This window comes from Paenibacillus sp. FSL F4-0100 (assembly GCF_037993005.1).
GTDB lineage: Bacteria > Bacillota > Bacilli > Paenibacillales > Paenibacillaceae > Paenibacillus_AQ.
Genome location: NZ_CP150303.1, coordinates 5,697,735 through 5,717,161 on the forward strand (window position 1 = coordinate 5,697,735; position 19,427 = coordinate 5,717,161).

At 50.8% G+C, this 19,427-nt stretch carries 13 protein-coding genes; 3 read left to right on the forward strand and 10 right to left on the reverse strand.

Annotated features, from left to right (window positions below; translation table 11 throughout):
- Positions 1–189 precede the first annotated feature (189 nt).
- The 5 genes from MHH48_RS25830 to MHH48_RS25850 all read right to left on the reverse strand — a co-directional run bounded on the left by MHH48_RS25830 (position 190) and on the right by MHH48_RS25850 (position 9,105).
- Positions 190–3,426: a M60 family metallopeptidase gene (locus MHH48_RS25830; protein ID WP_076324104.1), complete on the reverse strand. Its 3,237-nt coding sequence runs from the start codon at positions 3,424–3,426 to the stop codon at positions 190–192.
- A 230-nt stretch (positions 3,427–3,656) separates the two neighbouring features.
- The gene (locus MHH48_RS25835; RefSeq protein ID WP_036660138.1) at positions 3,657–4,226 is read right to left on the reverse strand and encodes an XRE family transcriptional regulator; all 570 of its coding nucleotides are present in this window, start codon (positions 4,224–4,226) and stop codon (positions 3,657–3,659) included.
- Positions 4,227–4,259: 33 nt separating this feature from the next.
- Positions 4,260–5,228 carry an NAD-dependent epimerase/dehydratase family protein gene (locus MHH48_RS25840; RefSeq protein ID WP_076324105.1) on the reverse strand — a complete coding sequence of 323 codons (969 nt, stop codon included), beginning with the start codon at positions 5,226–5,228 and terminating at the stop codon, positions 4,260–4,262.
- 16 nt (positions 5,229–5,244) lie between these two features.
- Positions 5,245–6,435: a glycine C-acetyltransferase gene (locus MHH48_RS25845; protein WP_076324106.1), complete on the reverse strand. Its 1,191-nt coding sequence runs from the start codon at positions 6,433–6,435 to the stop codon at positions 5,245–5,247.
- A 165-nt stretch (positions 6,436–6,600) separates the two neighbouring features.
- Positions 6,601–9,105, reverse strand: coding sequence for a M60 family metallopeptidase (locus MHH48_RS25850; protein WP_076324107.1), 2,505 nt, complete (start codon positions 9,103–9,105; stop codon positions 6,601–6,603).
- Between the two features lie 197 nt (positions 9,106–9,302).
- Between MHH48_RS25850 and MHH48_RS25855 the strand changes: the two genes are divergently transcribed.
- Complete coding sequence (locus tag MHH48_RS25855) at positions 9,303–10,136, forward strand: AraC family transcriptional regulator (protein WP_076324108.1); 834 nt, start codon at positions 9,303–9,305, stop codon at positions 10,134–10,136.
- A 137-nt stretch (positions 10,137–10,273) separates the two neighbouring features.
- Here the strand turns inward: MHH48_RS25855 and MHH48_RS25860 are convergent, their stop codons facing one another.
- The 4 genes from MHH48_RS25860 to uvrA all read right to left on the reverse strand — a co-directional run bounded on the left by MHH48_RS25860 (position 10,274) and on the right by uvrA (position 16,392).
- On the reverse strand, positions 10,274–11,176 hold the full coding sequence (locus tag MHH48_RS25860; protein ID WP_076324109.1) for a LysR family transcriptional regulator: 903 nt from the start codon (positions 11,174–11,176) through the stop codon (positions 10,274–10,276).
- Positions 11,177–11,611: 435 nt separating this feature from the next.
- Positions 11,612–12,001 (reverse strand): tautomerase family protein, encoded by a 390-nt coding sequence (locus MHH48_RS25865; RefSeq protein WP_076324110.1) that lies wholly within the window; start codon positions 11,999–12,001, stop codon positions 11,612–11,614.
- Between the two features lie 95 nt (positions 12,002–12,096).
- Entirely contained in the window at positions 12,097–13,860 is a 1,764-nt protein-coding gene (locus tag MHH48_RS25870; RefSeq protein WP_076324111.1) for an ABC transporter ATP-binding protein, read from the reverse strand.
- A gap of 30 nt (positions 13,861–13,890) precedes the next feature.
- Entirely contained in the window at positions 13,891–16,392 is a 2,502-nt protein-coding gene (uvrA, locus tag MHH48_RS25875) for an excinuclease ABC subunit UvrA (RefSeq protein ID WP_076324112.1), read from the reverse strand.
- Between the two features lie 317 nt (positions 16,393–16,709).
- Here uvrA and MHH48_RS25880 point away from each other — a divergent pair, with 317 nt between their 5' ends.
- Both MHH48_RS25880 and MHH48_RS25885 read left to right on the forward strand, forming a co-directional pair.
- Complete coding sequence (locus MHH48_RS25880) at positions 16,710–17,336, forward strand: CGNR zinc finger domain-containing protein (protein WP_076324113.1); 627 nt, start codon at positions 16,710–16,712, stop codon at positions 17,334–17,336.
- Positions 17,337–17,539: 203 nt separating this feature from the next.
- Positions 17,540–18,241 carry a MerR family transcriptional regulator gene (locus MHH48_RS25885; RefSeq protein WP_076324114.1) on the forward strand — a complete coding sequence of 234 codons (702 nt, stop codon included), beginning with the start codon at positions 17,540–17,542 and terminating at the stop codon, positions 18,239–18,241.
- A gap of 185 nt (positions 18,242–18,426) precedes the next feature.
- Here the strand turns inward: MHH48_RS25885 and MHH48_RS25890 are convergent, their stop codons facing one another.
- Positions 18,427–19,320, reverse strand: coding sequence for a DUF4097 family beta strand repeat-containing protein (locus MHH48_RS25890; protein ID WP_256720669.1), 894 nt, complete (start codon positions 19,318–19,320; stop codon positions 18,427–18,429).
- Between the last annotated feature and the right edge of the window lie 107 nt (positions 19,321–19,427).

The following is a 19,427-nucleotide window of genomic DNA, read 5'->3' on the forward strand; positions in this document are numbered from 1 at the left end:
TGGTTTGTTAAGCACCACCTTACTGAACATTCTGGCGATTGAACACTGCCGTGTTTTCTAATTGTGCAGTATATTTTTAAGGCAGTACATGGTCTATATTTAATCTTGGACTGATTTATTTAACGATAGATGGTCATTAAAGAGTTCAAGGGCGGCCGAAACGGCCGCCCTTTTCATCAATATAAGCTGCTAGGAAGCCGAGCTGCGGCTTCGGATGTAGTCTATGTCTCCAAGAAGAAGCTCCGCGAAGCCGGAATCGATATGCTTGCCTTGCTGCGCTTTGATGGCGTTCTCCAGTGAAGTCAGCGCATCTTCGATGGCTTCGCTTCGGGCCAGATGCCGCTGGAGATCCGAGATTTTAGCCAATAAACTTTGGGAGATACCACGATTATCGATCCATCCCTTCTCTTCCCCTGCTCTCACGATATCGTCGAGCTGTTCCTGATTCACAACAACTTCGAAAGGATACTCGCGAACCGTGATATTCCCTGCTGCATCTTCTGCCGATATCCGAAGGGTGTGTGGTCCGGCCGTTAGCGTTAACGCTTCTACAACCAGCGTATCAGGAGCTTCCTTACCATCCAGCTCCAAGGCGATATTGGATACACCGCTTAATGTGTCCGAGATTTGAGGCGAAATGGTGATATGCTCGGTTTGGTATACGGACTGGGTCACGTTTGCCATGATTTCCGGCCCGGTCCGGTCGATCTTCACCGTCTTAGAAGCTTCGTCGCTTGTCACGCCCGACATAGCGGCCACTCGGGCATGTATCGTTGTCTGGCCTTCCGCTTCTACAAGTATGGGAGCCGTGTAATCCGTCCATTTGCCTTCGGATCCGATCTTGTACTGGCTTCGCATGCCCGCCGCTTCAGCTTCCGCTGTCATGGCAACGGTGACCTTCACCGATTCACGGTTCCACTCGGTGTCCATGTCGGCCTTAATCTCGGGAGGAGCGTTCAGCGTATGCGTCTCCCGAAGCCGCCACACCTCCTGCGAAGGCATCGGCAGATTCAGGGCGTCAACGCGGGAACGAACCTCATCTTTGGAATACGGCAGGGCCCATTTGTCAAAGAATTCTGTCAGATTCTCGCCTGCGATTGTGGATGCCATGACCACAAACGTATCGATCTCCTCTTGGTTCGTCGCAGGCAGCTGCGACGCCGGCAGCTCCCGGTAGGCCTTGTGAAGCTCGGCGTAAAAATCCCATCCATAAGCCAGGGAAAGCTGGCGGAACATCACGAGATAGCCGAAGAGATCCAGTTGGCCCGAAGCGCCGAACGACCTGCCCGGAAGATCGCTTTCGATATATTCAAACGCTAAGTCATAGGAATCTTTCCCATCGGCATTGCGAATCAATAAGTTGCTGCTGTTGCCGAATTTCTCTTGGACGTATAGGGAGTAAATATTTACCGTGATTTCACCCGTTACGTTCCAGTTCCAGGCTCCTTGCTGATATTCGTGGCCGGTCTCGTGCCAGAAGCCCCATCCTCCCTGAGTAACTCGGGATATGTCCACGGCATGGCCCGCTGAAGGATCAATGTGGAACATGATCGGATAGCCGGCATGCATATAACCCGCACTAATTTGACGATCCGCAACGTAACGGAACGGAAGGTCTATACTCTTATGCGGCAGCGGTTGATTTGGGGAGAGTCCTGCGACTTCCTCTGTGTAGTCCACGATCGCGTCCCACTTCTCCAATAATTGCTGCGGATCTCCAAGCTGCCTGATATACTCGGACGGAAGCGTCAAGATCACTCTGCGTCCTTGAAGTTCTGACCATGGAGAAGGATAATATCGAATCGCATCTTCCCATTCGTCAGAAGAGGTCTCACCAAGGATATAATACGGAGCACGAACTCCCCCGCTGATTTCAATATTCTTCTCAACGCCAGGCTGCAGCTTGGTCGGAATCAGGTAAATCAGACCGCCATAAGGGCTGCGAATCCGATTTTCACCCGGAAGGAGCGGCTTTCGCTGCGTTATGACCGGAGGTCGTTCCCATTCCGTATTACTTGTCAAATTGTCCGTGTGTGCCCCAACCTGCACATCCAAATGCTGCGTGCCTTCAGGGACCTGAACCGTTACCCAATCTCCGGCCGGCGCGTACAGCCCCGTGCTGATCCAATTCTTCGGAACCGTCCCTTGACGTAAATAGTCAAAGGTTGAATAATCAAAATTCACGTGAACGGATTGTCCCGTCACTCGCGGGGCGTCCGCCGGAACAGCTCCAGGAAATTGATCGGCATAAGGGGACTTGGGGGCCGTCAGATCATTGCCGATCCGCCCCAATTGAAATGCTAACAATGCACTGGTATAGGGCGCCTTGGAACGGTCCAGCGGAAACGTAAGCTGGGACTCCAAATCGCTGGCATCCTGCTCGATCACGGCATACAGCGGACTTTGAGGGGTGATGCTGCTGACGGTTCCACCTGTCACCGAAGCGATGACCTGCTGCTTCTTATCCGCGCCGGCGCCAGGCCGCCCGACGTTCACCTGATCCGGTGCCAGCGTTCCTGCCTCAATCGCTTCGGCCTGCTCCAGCAGCTTTAGCGAATGATAATTGGCGGATTGCTCCGTCGTCAGTTTAGGCAGGGTTTCCGTTCGGGTCGATGCCGTATTGTTCATTAAGCCGAGGCCCATCCGGTTCAAAAGACGCTGTACCGGGAAATCCTCACTGAGCCTACCCGACCGGCCTTCATATGCATTCCCGAGAAAGACATGCGGATACTGCTCCATCACCCAGCCCTTTAAGGGAACAACGACATGACCGCCTTGCGCGACGTAGTCCTCGAGGACGTCGACCTCACTATCCTTCAAGGTGCCGTCAACATAAGCTACGGGGTAGCGGGACGGATCCAAGTGCTCAGGCGTGAATTGCTCCAACCGGACCAGATCGATCGGCACGTCGGTTTCGATGGTATAATTTTTCCACGTTGCTGACAACATGGGCAATCGGCCCCTGCCTTCCAATGCCTCCTGATAGGTCAACGTCTCGGAATCCTCGGTCAGCCACAGGAGGATGTTACGGGCCACCGTCTTCCGCTCATCGGTAATATCGGAGGTAAACTTGAAATAGGAATCGTCACCTGCAACAACGACTTTGCCTTTTCCGTAACGGGCAGCCGCGAGAATCGGCGTCGTATCGGGGTTTACCGCCAGGACGAAGGCTTGATCTCCGATGGCAGCTACTCCCCCGTTATACGTGGCCGATACCGTCGGATAACCGGACAAACCCTTGTAAATAACATCAAGATCCTGTTGAGTCGCCATATTCGCGGCGGTGTTCGAGTCTAATAAATGAACTTCAGCCTGCTCTGTCATACCATCGGCCGCCATCAGTGTCTTTCCTGCTGGCGGAACGGCCACAAGCGCGCACGTAACTGCCAATAACAGCTTCAACCACTTTTTGGTGTGGAAACCCATAGTCAACCGTTCAACTCCTTTGTCGATGATTTCGTAATTACCAATGAGAAACGAATAACTTCGATTCCACCTCCCCTGCGATCCCTTTCTCCCCACGTCCTAAATATAAAACGGCCGCCCGGAACACCATACAGTCGATTTTTAAGATCGGACTGTATTTTTTCCGGACGGCTCTGCCTTTTTTTAATATTCGGTTGACGGTAATCAAGCGGTGTGCCTGTTTCTAATAATCAGCCCCTGGCTGCGGCATCCGCATAAAAGATAATCGTGTAAAATTTCGTTGTTTCATTACCAGGATTCACGTACCGATGGGGCCGGTTAGCCGAGAAATGCACGGAGCTTCCGGCAGGCACGGTGTAGCTTTCGTCTTCGCGCCAAAGCTCCAGCTCCCCCTGATGCACAAAAATATACTCCTCCACGCCATCATTATGAGCTTCAGATCCGTGGTCGCAGCCCGGATCCATTATAACCATGTAGGACTCAAATTTGGTGCGCAGGTTGTAGGAGAACAAAGGGTATACCCGGTACGCGCCTTCGGCCTCGTGAAAAGGCTCCACGTCCTCCGGTGATACCACGGTTACTTCGGTTTCCGCCTCTTCGATGAGCGTGGTGAATGAAATACCGAGGCCGCTAACGATGCGCCACAATACAGAGATCGTCGGATTGGAATCCCCCCGCTCGATCTGTCCCAGCATGGCTTTGCTTACACCGGTCAACTCGGCTACGTTATCGAGGCTGAGGCCCCGTGATTTGCGGATGGCTTGCAGATTTCTCCCTACCTTTTTATGAATGGGTTCCAAGTGTAACCATATCCTCCTTCTGAAACTAAGCCGTTAACTGATCTTGCTCTGATCCGCTTGCGGCTTCTCCATAAGCTTTGACACCATATCATCGGTCATATGGTTCAAATCATATTGTACATCAAATCCCCATTCTTCGCGTGCTGCAGTTGCATCGATCGAATCCGGCCATTCGTTCGCAATCGCCTGACGGACAGGATCCACGTCATAGTCGAGGCTGAAATCCGGTATATGCCGGCGGATGCTAGCCGCAATCCCCTCAGGATCGACACTCATCGCCGTGACATTAAAGGCGTTACGGTGCTTCAGCTTGGAAGGATCAGCTTCCATCAATGTCATGATGGCGGAAATCGCATCCGGCATGTACATCATGTCAAGGTAGGTCCCATTATCAATATAGGAAGTGTAGCTTCCATTGCGGATGGCCTCTACATACATCTCAACCGCATAATCCGTCGTTCCCCCGCCCGGAGGCGCGGAGTGGGAGATCAGCCCTGGAAAGCGCAATCCGCGGGTATCCACTCCGAATTTATGGTAATAGTAGTCACACAACAGCTCGCCCGAGACCTTGCTGACTCCATACATCGTTAACGGGCGCTGCACCGTGTCTTGCGGCGTTGCATTTTTCGGGGTATCCGCCCCGAATGCCGCGATGGAGCTCGGCGTAAAGAACTGGCAGGATAATGCCCGTGCCGTCTCGAGGGCACTTAACAAACCGCCCATGTTCAGGTTCCACGCCAGTGCCGGATTGGATTCTGCCTTGGCGGACAACAGGGCTGCAAGGTGGATAATCGCATCCGCCCGGTGTTCTTTAGCCGCTTCGTGGAATGCGTGGTGGTCGGTTACATCCAGTATTCTGAATGGTCCTGATTGGACCGTTTCATGATGGATTTGGCGAATGTCCGTTGCGAGAACAGCTTCTTCACCGTATATTTGCCGCAATTTCGCCACCAGGTCTGAGCCAATCTGACCGAGCGCACCGGTTACCATAATTCGTTTCATCACTTGTGCCCCCTTATTAGATCAGACCCAACTCGCGTCCGATGGTTTCATATGCGGAAAGTGCGCGATCCAGCATCTCCTTCGTATGAATGGCGGTTGGCATATTCCGAACTCTTCCCGTGCCTTTTGGTACCGTCGGGAACACGATCGATTTGACATACACGCCTTCTTCGTACAATCTGGTGCTGAATTTCTGGGTGGTTGTCTCATCTCCAATAATGCACGGCGTAATCGGAGTTTCGGTACGACCGACAGAATAGCCAAGACGCTTAAGTCCTTCCTGCAGATAACGGGTGTTCTCCCACAGCTTCATTTGCAGATCTTTGCTGTTCTGCAGGATATCGATAGCGGTAATACAAGCGGCTACGGTGCCTGGAGGCAGCGCCGTGGAGAACAGGAACGGCCGGCTGCGGACCTTGAGCCAATTCACCAGATCCCGTGATCCAGCAACATACCCGCCGACAACGCCAACCGCCTTGGACAGCGTGCCGATCTGAATATCTACCCGCTCCGACAACCCGAAATGCTTCACCGTACCTGCACCGCCGCCAAGAACGCCAGATCCATGAGCGTCATCCACATAAGTAATCAGATCATAGGTTTCGGCGATCTCCACGATTTCGGGGAGCTTCGCAATATCGCCATCCATCGAGAACACGCCATCGGTAATGACCATAATTTTGTTATATAAACCGGATTCTCTCGCTTCTTGTGCTTTCGAACGCAAATCGTCCATGTCCGAATGGTTAAAACGAATAACCTTCGCCTTGGTCAATCGGCAGCCATCAATAATGGACGCATGGTTGAGCTCATCCGACAAAATCGCATCCCCGGCACCCATCACCGCCGAGATTGCCGCCATATTGCAATTGAAACCGGATTGATACGTCAGCACCGCCTCGGTTCCCTTGAACTGGGCAAGCTTCTCTTCAAGCTCTACATGAAGTGCAAGCGTTCCGTTAATGGAGCGAACTGCCCCGCTTCCAGTCCCGAAATCGGTCGTAGCCCGGATCGCCGCTTCTTTCAATCGCTCATCATTCGCCAGTCCGAGATAGTTGTTGGAAGATAAATTCACGAATTCACGACCCTGAATGGTAATAAGCGGGCCATTCGGACTTTCAAGAGGCTGGATGGTATTATAGAGTCCTTGCTCCTTGAGTTCCGTTAGATTATCCTGTAAGAAAGCGCTTAACGATTGACTGGACATATGAAATTCCTCCCGTGGATCCGAAGTATCTTAACGTACATATCATTTACCATTCCATTGTATGCAAAAAGTCACATGTATGCAATATCCTGTACAAAAATATGTTATATTGCATAAACAAAAAAGCCATGCTTCCTCAATCGAGAAAGCATGGCTTCTTCATGGTTATTCTCTTAACGTCCAAATATCGGTTTGCGGCTTAGGCAAATTCAATGAGGCAATCCTTCCTCTTCCGTCTTCCGTCAGGCCTATTGCCCATTTGTCGAAAAATTCAGTCAGGTCCTCTCCAGCCGTTTGAGAAGCTATGACGGCAAAAGTATCCACCGTACCTTGAATTTCGTCGCGAGATAATTCGCGGAATTTCTCGAATATCCGGGTATAGAATTCCCAGCCGTAAGCAAGCTGAAGCTGCTTGAACATCACCAGTCTTTCATAATTGCCGATTTGGCCGTATTTTTTTGCCGGATCATGGTTTTCTACAAATTCGATTCCCCGGTCATAGTAATTCTTGCCGTCATTCCCGATTTTCAATAGTTCGGAGGCATTCCCATACTTCTCTTGGGTGTACAGTGAGAATAGGTTAACGGTCACTTCCCCTACATCGCTCCAGGTCCATGTCCGCTGCTGGTATTCATGCCCAAGTTCATGCCAGAATCCCCAAGCGCTTGTTTTTATATAATGGACATCCAGTAGGTTGGCCGCATAACTGAACGGCATCATGATCGGATATCCCGCATGCATCGCCCCGGAAGAGATCTGTCCGTCGGCGACGTAACGGCGGTTCAATTGATGGGCGGTATGAGGCATCGCCCTGTCCGGATCAAGGCCTACCAGTTCATCATAACTGTCGTAAATTTCGTCCCAGGTCCGCATCAACTCCTCCGGGTCGGTTACTTGGCGAATCAAATCCGAGGGGACCGTCAGGATCATTCTTTCGCCTTGAAGCTCCGCAAAAGGGACGGCAACCGGCCCCGTGCGAATTCTATCCCATTCCTCAAGCGTAGTCTTGCCGAGCACGTAATGCGGTGCTTCCGCCGCCCCGCTGATCTTGACGGTTGCCCGAAAATCATCCTTCGCCTTTAGGGGAATGAGATATATGAAGCCACCATATGGGCTGTTGACTTGATGGATGCCCGGGGTCAGCTTCTGGTGGTTTACGATAAGCGGAACTCGTCCCCACTTGCCGGATCCTCTCAAATCGTCATCATGCGAACCGATTTGAACCGTTAAATGCTCCACGCCTTCCGGTACTTCAAGCGTAATGACTTTACCGGGGGGTGCATACAATCCGGTACTGATCCAATTTTTCGACGGAAGGGCGTGCGTGTACATCGTATTGGGGAAATCAAAGTCGACCTCGACTTCACGGTCGTTAACGATAGCCGCTTCCTCCGAAACTACTCCCGGAAATGCGTCGGCATACGGAGATTTCTCGTTGGCCTTATCCAAGGTAAAATGACTGAAACGGAAGTTATGCAGCGTATTCGTATAGGGCTGCTGAAATTTTTGGATCGGGAACTCGGCGGGCGGCAGGCTGTCGGCCTCTGTATCTGCCCAAGCGTACAGCGGGGATTCGCTGGATAACGTTTCGAGCGTCTCGTTTAGTATATTGTAGAGCCGCTCCTGTTTTTTGTTCGTGGGTGTGCCCGGCGGACCGATATTGATTTGATCGTAAGTGATCGTTCCCTCTTCCACTTCCTTGCCTTGAGCAAGCCGTGTCTTAATATGATGATCGTTGGCTTGCTCATAGGTCAATGCCGATTCGCCCACATTGGACTCTGAGCCTCTATTCATCAGCGTCAGTCCAGCCCGGTTAAGCAGCTTTTGAATCGCAAAATCACGGCTGAGTCTGGCTCCCCTCAGATTGCCGACCTGAAGCACGATTTCCTCAGGGGTATCACGTGTTATTCCCTCGATGCCGCTCAGGTTATCCGCCACGACGATGCCGCCGCCTAACCGTAGATATTGATCCAGCGCTTCCAGATCCTTATCCTTCATCGTATGGTCTACATAGGCTGCCGCATATTTTTGCGGATTCAGGTTTACGGAAGCCCAACTGTCGATTTTCACCAATTCAATGGGTAAATCCGAATTTACCGTGAGAGCGGCAGAGGTAGTTATTAATCGAATTTTCTTTCCCGGCTTCCTTAATGCATCCTCATAGCGGTTCGTATGATCATTTCCTTGACCTTGATTCGTAGAGGCATCGTCCGTCAGCCACCATAAAATATTCCGGGCAAGCTTACTCGCGGGATCACCCGCCGACCCGGACAGATTGAAATACTCCTTGCTCCCGGCGACAACGATACGCCCTTTGCCGTAACGGGCTGCCGAGATGGCTGGAATATAATAATCGGGCACGTTGATATTGAATGCAGCGTCCCCTACTGCAGCAACACCGCCGCCAGCGAAATATGGAATCGCTTGCAAATCCTTATAAAATATGCTGAAATCGTTCTTAAGTACGTCCAGTGGCGTTCCTGCCAACCAATCGGAATCAGTCGCTCCGGATGATTCAAGTTCGGGCATCCCGGTGGTATTTGCCATAGCAGGATCCGTCACCGTCCGTTTACTGATCTCCGCAGGTTCGGCAGCTGCAATGGATGCGGTCATTAATAATATCGCTGACCCGATTACTGCGAATTTCTTAATCCGTTTCATCATCTTCATTCCTTAACGATTCCTCCTCGATTTCATTTGATATCCTGATGGAATGGCAAATCAGCCCAAAGCTTTGAAGTCATTACCTCCCCTTGATATGTCATTGAATGGGATTCCTCATTTAGCTTAATGAATGCCGCTCGGATTTGTAATGCATAAAAAACACATCAATGTATCCAAAATACACAACCGGTAGGGGGCAGCCAATGGATATTAATCACCTGAAGTTGATTCAGAATTACCTCGCTAACGCGAACCTTCGCTTATCCATTGCCAAGGTTGATAAAGTGTCCCAGAACTGGCGCTTCTTTAATATGAGGCCGTCCTATAACGCCCTTTATTTTATAAGGGAAGGGGAAGGCTGGATTAAGATCGACGAACAAGAATATCATCCCTGCCCCGGACAAATCGTTCTCATGCCAGCCGGATCGCTTCATTCCATCTCTGTCGTTAACGACAACACCTACAGGAAGTTCTGGTGCCATTTTACCGCCAAGGTGGACACGCTGAACTTGTTTCAGCTGATTCATCTTCCCCACGTGCTGGATGTGCCGGACGAGTCATTTATGGAGCAGTTTTTCAAGGAGTTGATCGATGCATATGGGAGCAGCGCTTGGACCGCCCCACTGCAAAGGAACGAAATACTGATGAAGCTTGTCCGACATTATCTTGACATCGTTCCCGATCGCCAAATCTCGCTGTCCATGCTGCCTGATATGCAGAAGCTGAACACGGTATTCCAGTATATCGAGGAGCATATCAGCGATAACGTCAGCGTGGAACAATTGGCGGGACTTATCCATTATAATCCCAACTATTTTATCCGCTTCTTCAAATCCAAAATGAAGATGACACCTGTGCAGTATATTATTAAAGTCAGGATCGAGAAGACAAAAGGTCTATTGATGACCACGGATTTGACGCTGGAGGAAATCGGGAGGAAGGTGGGAATGGAGGTCCATTATTTATGCCGGGTATTCAAGCAGTTCACCAACATGTCGCCGGGGGAATTCCGTAACCAGATCATGTCCAACCGCTAATAAAAATCCCCCTGAGAGGGTTATCGGAATCCTTTTCCGATACCTCCCAAGGGGGATATGATGGGCGACTATTTGGTTACGAATTCCAAATATCGTCCGCAATCTCCTTAATGAATGATAGTTGCTACCCATCAAAATCAGGTGGATATCGCTTCATGCAGCGCCTCGACATAAGCGGCAGCAAGCTTGGACAGAGTCGCATTCTTATGACTGATCCATCCGACGTTGATCGTCTCATCACATGCGAGCGGAACCGGAATAATCTCGTTCCCGTTCAGGTCAGCACTCAGCACTCCGGTCGAAATGGTATAGCCGTTCAGACCAATCAGCAGATTGAATAGGGTCGCGCGGTCATTGACCCGGATGCTCTTTTTATGGGATAACGTGCTGAGAATTTCCTCGGAGAAGTGGAACGAATTGTATTCCCCCTGCTCAAAGGATAAATACGGATAATTCTGAAGCTCGTCAATGGTCACGATGGACTGCTTCGCCAGCGGATTTTTGATGCTGATAAAAATATGCGGCCTCGCCGTAAACAAGCTGGTAAACTGCAGTCCTGCATCCTTCAACAACTTGTTGATCACCTTGGCATTGAATTCATTGAGGTACAGAATGCCGATTTCGCTGCGCAGGGTTTTAACATCCTGAATAATTTCATAAGTCTTCGTCTCCCGCAGGGCCAACTCGTATTCATCCTGTCCATATTCCTGAACCAGATTCACGAAGGCATTGACCGCAAAAGCATAGTGCTGTGTAGATACCGAAAAATGCTGCGGAGAAGGCTTCGCATTCAGATAACGTCCCTCCAGTAGCTCGGCCTGCTCTACCACCTGCCGTGCATAGCCAAGAAACTCCGCGCCCTCTTTGGACAATGATATGCCTTTGTTGGTGCGCTCGAATATCGTAATGCGAAGCTCCTCTTCCAGATCCTTGATTGCATTGGACAGACTGGGTTGGGAAATGAACAAGCGTTTAGCCGCCTCATTCATCGAGCCTCGATTGGCTACCTCAATGGCGTACTTTAATTGTTGTAAGGTCATAGACGAGCCCCCCTTTTATATTTCATGTTCAAAAAACACTCGTGCATCATATCTACTGCTATTCATGCTTCAGAGGCAGAAATACGGAAACACCGACCCTGCCAAGGTTCGCTTTGTACTTGGATGGAGCATCGTGAGCAGATGGAATCCGGCTAGCAATCGAAAGCACCAATCGGTTTGGAGACTACTGTATCAACTTTAGAACCATTATAACCCGTTTCCATCATAAGAAGTGATCTGGTGGAACGTCTATATCAGATCCAAAAAAATGCGGCTGGACTGTCGATGTTTCTCATACATGAGGGGGGGGGTTACACGCATTACGAAATCGGGAGTGCCACCGTCAATAGACACGAATGAAAAAAAACAAGCGCCAATCACCAGGCTTCTTCGAAGTTATTGGTAATTGAGCGCTTGTTAAGACTAACTAAGGCTCTAAATATTCACCTTATAACCCAGAGCCAGTTCATCCCCCGGAAGCCCCCGGATTCCCCAGTTATGCTGCGGTGTCTCAAATATCGTAATCTCCACATCCTGCGGAGCGATTCGCAGCGTATTCTGAATCCGTTCGAATAACAATCGAATCAGATGTTTCTTGGCCTCCACAGTACGACCTTCAAATACGCTGATCTCGATCACGGTGTAGCGATCCGTTCTCCCGTCAGGGAAGTGGAAATCCTCCCTGTTCATGGGAAAAAACCGATGGAATTTCTTATCCACCGGAAGTTCAAACGCTTCGACCACGCATGCGTGTATCACTTCCGATAATTGCTCTTTGACTGGGTTCAATCGATCCCGGACGCCGTAAATTTTGATCTGCGCCATGCTCTGCTCATCTCCTCTATTCTCATCTAAGCTCAGGCTATGTTATCTAATATTTCTATTCGATTCGAGCAGTATAAAAACCTTCTTGTATAGTCCTACTCCCCGGTCTGGAACTGCTTCTTCGCCCACTCCACATAGGATGGATGGTTACGGATCAATTCCTCATGCGTCCCGCTTCCCGTAATTTGTCCTTTTTCAAGCACAATGATCTGGTCCGCCTCGACGACAGTCGATAACCGGTGCGCGATGACCACGGTCGTACGCTCGACCATCAGATTGTTCAGCGCCTTCTGCACTTCATGCTCGGAGTCGCTGTCCAGGCTTGCTGTCGCTTCATCCAGAAGCAGGATGTCCGGCTTCCGAAGCAGCGCCCTTGCAATCGCCACCCGTTGACGCTGACCTCCGGATAACTGGATGCCTCGCTCCCCAACCTCCGTGTCATATCCTCTCGGCAATGCCTCGATAAATCCCTCCGCATAGGCCAATCTCGCCGCTTCAGCAATTTCCTCGTCGGAGACCGGCTCTTCCCGTCCATAGACGATATTGTCCCGAATCGTTCCGGTCATCAGCGGGCTGTCCTGGGACACATACCCGAGCTTTCGCCGCCAGGACTCCAAAGTATAATCACGGATCGCTTCCGAGCCAAAGTAAATCCCCCCGCCGGATGGCGCGTAGAATCGCTCAATCAAGGAGAACACCGTGGTTTTGCCGCTGCCGCTCGGCCCTACCAATGCGGTGACCTTCTTGGCAGGAATCGCAAAGGATACCTCGGACAGAATGGTCTCGCCTTCATGATAAGCAAACGTCACCTCTTTAAATTCAACATCCCGATGCCCTTCCGGTGCCATGCGCACCGCACGATCGTCGCTCTCCGGCTCATATTCGAGGATAAGTCGCAATCTCTCGGTTGCCGCCATCACTTTTTGGAGCTGGGAATAGAAAGTGGCAAACTGGCTGAAAGGAAACATGATCTGGAACAGCAGCAGAATAAACGATACCAGTTCGCCTGCACTGAGTGCCCCTGAAGAGACGCGAACGCCGCCGTATCCGATGATGACCACCAGCAGCACAACCATGACCATCGACATCAACGGAATCAGGACTGAATTGATCTTGGCTTCCTTCATGCCGAATCGGTACAGACTGTCCATATCGTCATACCCGCTTTTCTCCTCCCTCCGCTCTGCATTGGAGGCTTTCACCAGGCGAATCTCGCCGATCACCTGGGTCAGCATGGCGGACAGCTGGGCTAACTGTCCATACATACTGATTGAAATTTTGTACATTTTTCCGCCAATGGGCATTAATATGCCGAACCCTACCGGAACGGCAATCAGGATGATGAGGGTCATCCGCCAATCCAAGTAAAACAAGATTGCAACGGCCCCTAAAACGGTCAGCAGATTCGAGCAAAAAGCAATCAAATGATCCGTGATCAGCGTTTTCACTTCGTTTGTATCGTTGGTCACCCGGCTCATCGTTTCTGCCGAGCGATGCTTGTCAAAGAACGGAACCGGCAAGGCCAGCACCTTGGTCCAGAGCCGTTTCCGAATTTTGTTGACCGTCTGGTTCCCGACATAGGCAAGCATATAATAGGAAAGTCCGCTCGCCACGGCTTCCAGCAGGAACAGAACGGCCAAAAAGCCGACCATGCGAATATTGAACGAATCTGCCGCAAAATTATCGATGAATTGGCCGGTGATGAGCGGGACGACCAGTCCCGTCACCGCACCAACCAAACTGAGCACGATGGCCAGAAAGAGCACCAGCTTCGGGATACCCGAAGAACGCAGAAGCTTCAAAAAATATCGAATCGTGGTTTTTGTAACCTTACCCTTTTCTTCTACGGTTTGCTCCACATGGAATTCCTCCCTTTTCGCATCCATCCGTCACATATAGATTTCTTTGATAAAACGGCCGGTAAACGAGGCTTCCACAGCCGCCACGTCTTCGGGCGTTCCTGTCGCCACCACAGACCCGCCGGCAGCTCCTCCGCCAGGTCCGATATCAATGATCCAATCCGATTTCCAGATCAAGTCCAGATTGTGTTCAACCAAAATCACAGTGTTCCCCGCGTCCACCAAGCGGTTGAGCAGAACGAGCAGCTGCCGGACATCTCCTGGGTGAAGCCCGGTTGAAGGTTCATCCAGCAAATACAGCGTGTGATTTTTAGTTTTTTTGCTCAGTTCCTTGGCCAATTTAATCCGCTGCCCCTCACCGCCGGATAAGGTACTCACCGATTGCCCCCACTTCAAATACCCAAGTCCGACATCGCAGAGCAGTTGGGTCAATTCCATTATTTTCTGTCGATCCTCCAGAATCGACAGACTTTCCTCAATTGTCATATCCAAAATGTCGGAGATGGTATAACCATTATAGGTCACGCGCAGAACCTCTTCCTTAAACCGTTTGCCCTTGCAATCCGAACAACGTACTTCCAGCTCCGGAAGGAAGTGCATATGCACGGACACCACGCCAAGGCCTTGGCATGTCTCGCATCGTCCACCTTGCGTGTTAAAGGAAAAGTGCTTGGCCGTCAATTGACTTTCCTTGGCTTCCGGCAAGCTGGCGTACCAGTTTCTGATATGGGTGTAAACATCGGTATACGTAGCAATGTTGGAGCGCTGCATTCGGGATACCGGCGATTGGTCAACCGTAATCAGTTGCCCTACCGATTCCCAACCCGTGATGGCCTTGCAGCCGATTGGAGTTGATTGATCGCTTCCGGATTCCGCCAGAAGATCAAACAAAAGCGTGGATTTACCGGATCCCGATACACCTGTCACCGATATGAGACAGCCGAGCGGGAAAGAGGTCGTGATATGTTTCAGATTTCTTAAATGTGCATCCTCGATCGTCAGCAGCCTTCCGTTTCCAGCCCTGCGCTGACTCGGTGCCGTGAGCATCGTGTTATCCCGGAAGTAGGATCCGGTCACAGACTTGGGATTTTGGATCAATTCCTCCAGCGTTCCTTGACCGACAACCGTACCGCCCATCGTTCCCGCACCCGGTCCGATATCAATGATATGGTCAGCGGCCCGCATCACTTCTTCGTCATGCTCGATGACGAGGACCGTGTTGCCCAGATCCCTCAGTTGTTTCAGAACCTGGATGAGTCCCCTGGTATCTTTGGGATGCAGTCCCGTTGTCGGTTCGTCCAAAATGTAAAGCACCCCCGTGAGGCCTGATCCCAGAATCGATGCGAGCCGAAGCCTCTGGGCTTCTCCGCCCGACATGGTGACGACCTGCCTCTCCATGGACATGTAACCCAGCCCCACATCCATAATGCGCTTTAGTCTCACGACGGAATCATGAATGAGCGGTTCCACAATCGTTAATTGGTCCTCCGTCAGCTTCTTCAGCAGTGCCTCCATCCAATTCAAGGATTCCCCGATCGACCAGGCGTTGACTTCGTTAATGGAGACTCCTTCTACTCGGACGCGGCGGCTGTTCTCCTTGAGCTTCGTTCCGTGACAATCCGGACAGACATGCTCATGAAACAGGGATGCTTCACCGAACTCGCTCCCCTTCTCCCGGTACCTTCTCCAGATCCCGGTGACTACACCCTCGTACTTGCCTTGTCCTACGGACTTCGGCGGCTTCATCTCAGGAAAATGCCGGCTGAACTGCTCGCTCTCTACGCCGAAATACAGGAGATCACGCTGAACATCGTCATAATCCCGAAGCGGCATGAACTCATCGAATGCGAACCCGTAATACTTGGCTGCCGCTTTCAGAATGCTGGTGTTATAATCGGTAAGAGCGCTGTACCACGTTGCCACCCCGCCGTCTCTTAGGCTTAATTCCGGACGGAACACGGCATCCATGTTCAGACTCACCGTTTGACCGAGTCCGCTGCATGTTTCGCATGCGCCTTCCGGCTTGTTAAAGGAAAAATGCGACATCGTCAATTTTTCGAGACCATGGCCGCATCGCCTACAATGAACCGTCTCGTGAGAATCGCTGATCTCTTCCTCATCCGCTAGCCCGTGATAGACTTCTCCATCCACATGAGGCATCACCGTATCGCCACAGGACGGACAAGTACGTTCACCCAGCTTGGCAAACAGAATTCGAAGCAGCGTGTAGATATCCGTCACCGTTCCGATGGTGGATCTTGGGTTCCGGTTCGTAATGTGCTGTCCCACGCTGATCGACGGGGAAAGTCCTTCAATCGAATCCACCTTCGGCTTGCTGACCGAGTCCGACACCATGCCCATGGATTCCATGTACTGCCGCTGGCACTCCCGCTGCAGTGTATCCATTGCGAGCGTGGACTTCCCGGAGCCGGACGGTCCTGTCATGACAACCAGTTTGTACTTCGGGATTTCAAGCGAAACATTCTTCAGGTTGTTCTCCCGGGCACCGCGAATCTTAATCGTTCCTTCCATTTCCAAACCTCCTAAAGTTTTGTGGAGCTGAGCTTCATTGAGAACCTTCGCCATAAAACTCGCTTCGAATACTCTTTCATTTTGGAACCTTAGCTCCAATACTTCATTTTACAAACCCATCTTACAACATTGATGCAAGTACAAAATTCCAAACAGAAAAAGGTTGATCTATCGCCGTTTTGGAAATCAAAAGCCGTCATGGAGCTTTAAGGTTTATGTATAATGTTTGATGCCGTTTCATTTGTGTAAACACAGCATGGACTATATAATGGGCTACAAATAAGTACTTATCGTATGTTCTGAGGAGAGCGGTACCTATGCCGAAAAAAATCGCATCCGAATTTTATTTTATTGGCAACCATCCCGTACTGGATTTCGTCAATACCAAAATTGCTTTCAACGGTCAGCCGCTGGATTTGCTGCATGACTTCGAGGCTTTACTGGATTGGCAGGTCAAGGCTAACCTGCTGACCGAGGTAGAGCGAAACTTGCGCAAGGCGGTATGGACTGGCTCCGAGGAGGAAGCCGGGATCGTGGAAGCCGCCAGACTGCTCCGCGATCACCTCTTTATTCTGATTCAGCCGGGCAGTGTGAACGAAACCTCAACGGTGGCCAGCCTGCAGTTTGTCAATGGGCTGCTGCAGGAGCAAATCACTCGCACAACGCTTGTGGCAGAAGGCAGCACCTACAGCCGCAAAAGCCGGATGCTTTTTCGCAAGCCGCTGGATCTGTTGACCCCGGTCGCCGCAGCTGCCGTTGATTTTTTAACCACCCATGACCTGAAACTGGTGAAAACATGCGAAAATCCGGCGTGCGTGCTTCGTTTTTACGACAATAGCAAAAACGGCACAAGGCGCTGGTGCAGTCCCAAAACCTGCGGAAACCGCATGAAGGTCGCTGCCTATCTGGAGCGTCAGAAACAGCAGCATACGAAGGAATCTTAGATAAACCATCTAAGATTCCTTTTTTAATACCCAAAACAATACTTTACAAGTTAAAACATTTTTGGAACGGCAATCATCTTGAGATAGATCAAGACGATGAGACCGCTATTTTCCCAGCAGACTTTTCATTGAGCCATGCTTCATGATACAATCCCCCAGAAAAAAGGATTCAGGCAGATCCGCATGAGGCAAGGGGGACCATCATGGGTATCAGACCGATTGATATCGCCAAGAAACTGGGGATTACCACAAGTGCGCTCAAGCACTATGAGCAATGGGGGATTGTTCCTCCCGCGAAGCGTGCTCCGAACGGATACCGGATATATACCGAGGAGCATGCCGCTTACTTTGAGTGCATCCGAGCCATGTTTCCTGGTTTCGGCGTAGACGTTACGAAGCAAGTGATGGTCAAACTGCAGGAGAGCGAGCTGGATGAAGCGCTCTGGATCGTAAATGAGGTCCAAGCCAATCTCCAGCAGGATAAAATCCTCGCGGAGCGGACCATCCGCATTCTGGAAACCGAGCAGCTTGACGTGGTCGATACCCGTGGCCGCAAAAGAGAGCTGACCATCGGGGAGGTTGCGGCCGAGACCGGCGTTCCCACCTCGGCCATCCGCCACTGGGAGAAGGAAGGCGTCCTTAATCTGTCTCGGGATCGGGAAAACGGCTATCGGAAGTTCGATGGCGCCCAGATCCGGCAGATCATGATCATTCAGATTCTCCGCTCAGCGAATTACCCGCTGGAGGTCATCAAGGATGTACTGCAAGAACTCGAGCATCATCAAGTCGATAACGCCAGACGAGTGCTCAAGGACACGCTGGTATACCTCAACTACCGCAACCATAACCAAATACGCGGCGTTCACTATCTATATCAGCTGTGCCAAGTGCTGAAATTAATGTAAGGCCCATTCCCCATTCACACTGTGGTTTAACATACAAAAAAAACAATCACGGATGTAGATCATCCGTGATTGTTTTTTTGATCCTTAATCACCATATATTAGGGAGACTCAAAGAGTTTCACCGATTATCCAAGAGGTTATCTCGTTATGGAAATTGGCATGTGCTCTTAGCTATCATGTGCCGCTTATGGATTAACTTTGATGGAACCAAGGGCAGTCGTCAGGGATATTTTCGCTCCGCCGCCGTTTATGTCACTCTGACCCCGGCTTGCTCCAGTAATCTGTCCAAGCTCGGTTTCGGTATCCAGCGTGTATTTCATGGACGGCGCAAACATGGCCGTGATGCTGCCTGCCGATGTGTTGGCCGTCAGCGTGCTGTCCTTATCGATCTGCTCAAGGTCCAGCTTAACACTGCCCGCTTCGGATACGATCTTGGAATTGCCCGTGATTTCCGTTTTGGCGAGCTGAATTTCCCCGGCTCCCAACTGAAGGTCAAAATCCCCCTTCAATTCGTTCACCCGAATCTTCCCAACATCATTCTTGATGCGGATATGCTGCAGGTCTTCCGGTACTTCGATCACATAATCTATCATGAATCCGGAGTCGCCAAATTGCTTCTGCGACCAATCCCATAAACTCTTGCTGGAGTCCTCCATAGGGTGCGTTCTTAATTCCAGGATGTCGTCCTTGAGCGTAAAGGAAGTAGCGGCCTGCTCCGTAACCTGGGTACGAATGTTGTCATTCTTGAAGAAGCCTTCGTTAAACCACACGGTCGTTTTCACTTTGATCTCATCACCGGGTGCAGCGATGAGCTCCACATTGCCTACGGCATGGTCGATGGCCAGTCCCTCGGCTGTGCCGACTTCCTGAGCCGTCGTCAACTCGAACTCTTTCCCTTCCCGCTTTACATGATCACTGATAGCAAGTGCTGAATCGCCGGCCATATTCCCGACTTGCGCTAATTTATCAAGCTCCCGATTTACCGCTTCATCCGCATTTTGGGCGACGTCGCATCCGACCAGCACGGCAAATATCAACAGCGATGAAATTTTCACTGCCATCATGCTATGTTTTCTCATAAAATCCTCCACGTCCATTCCTATGTATGTATATGTCCATTATATCGTGAAGGAAAAAGTTAACACGCTGCCACGGACCAGTTTCTTCCTGGACCTTAGTCTGGGAC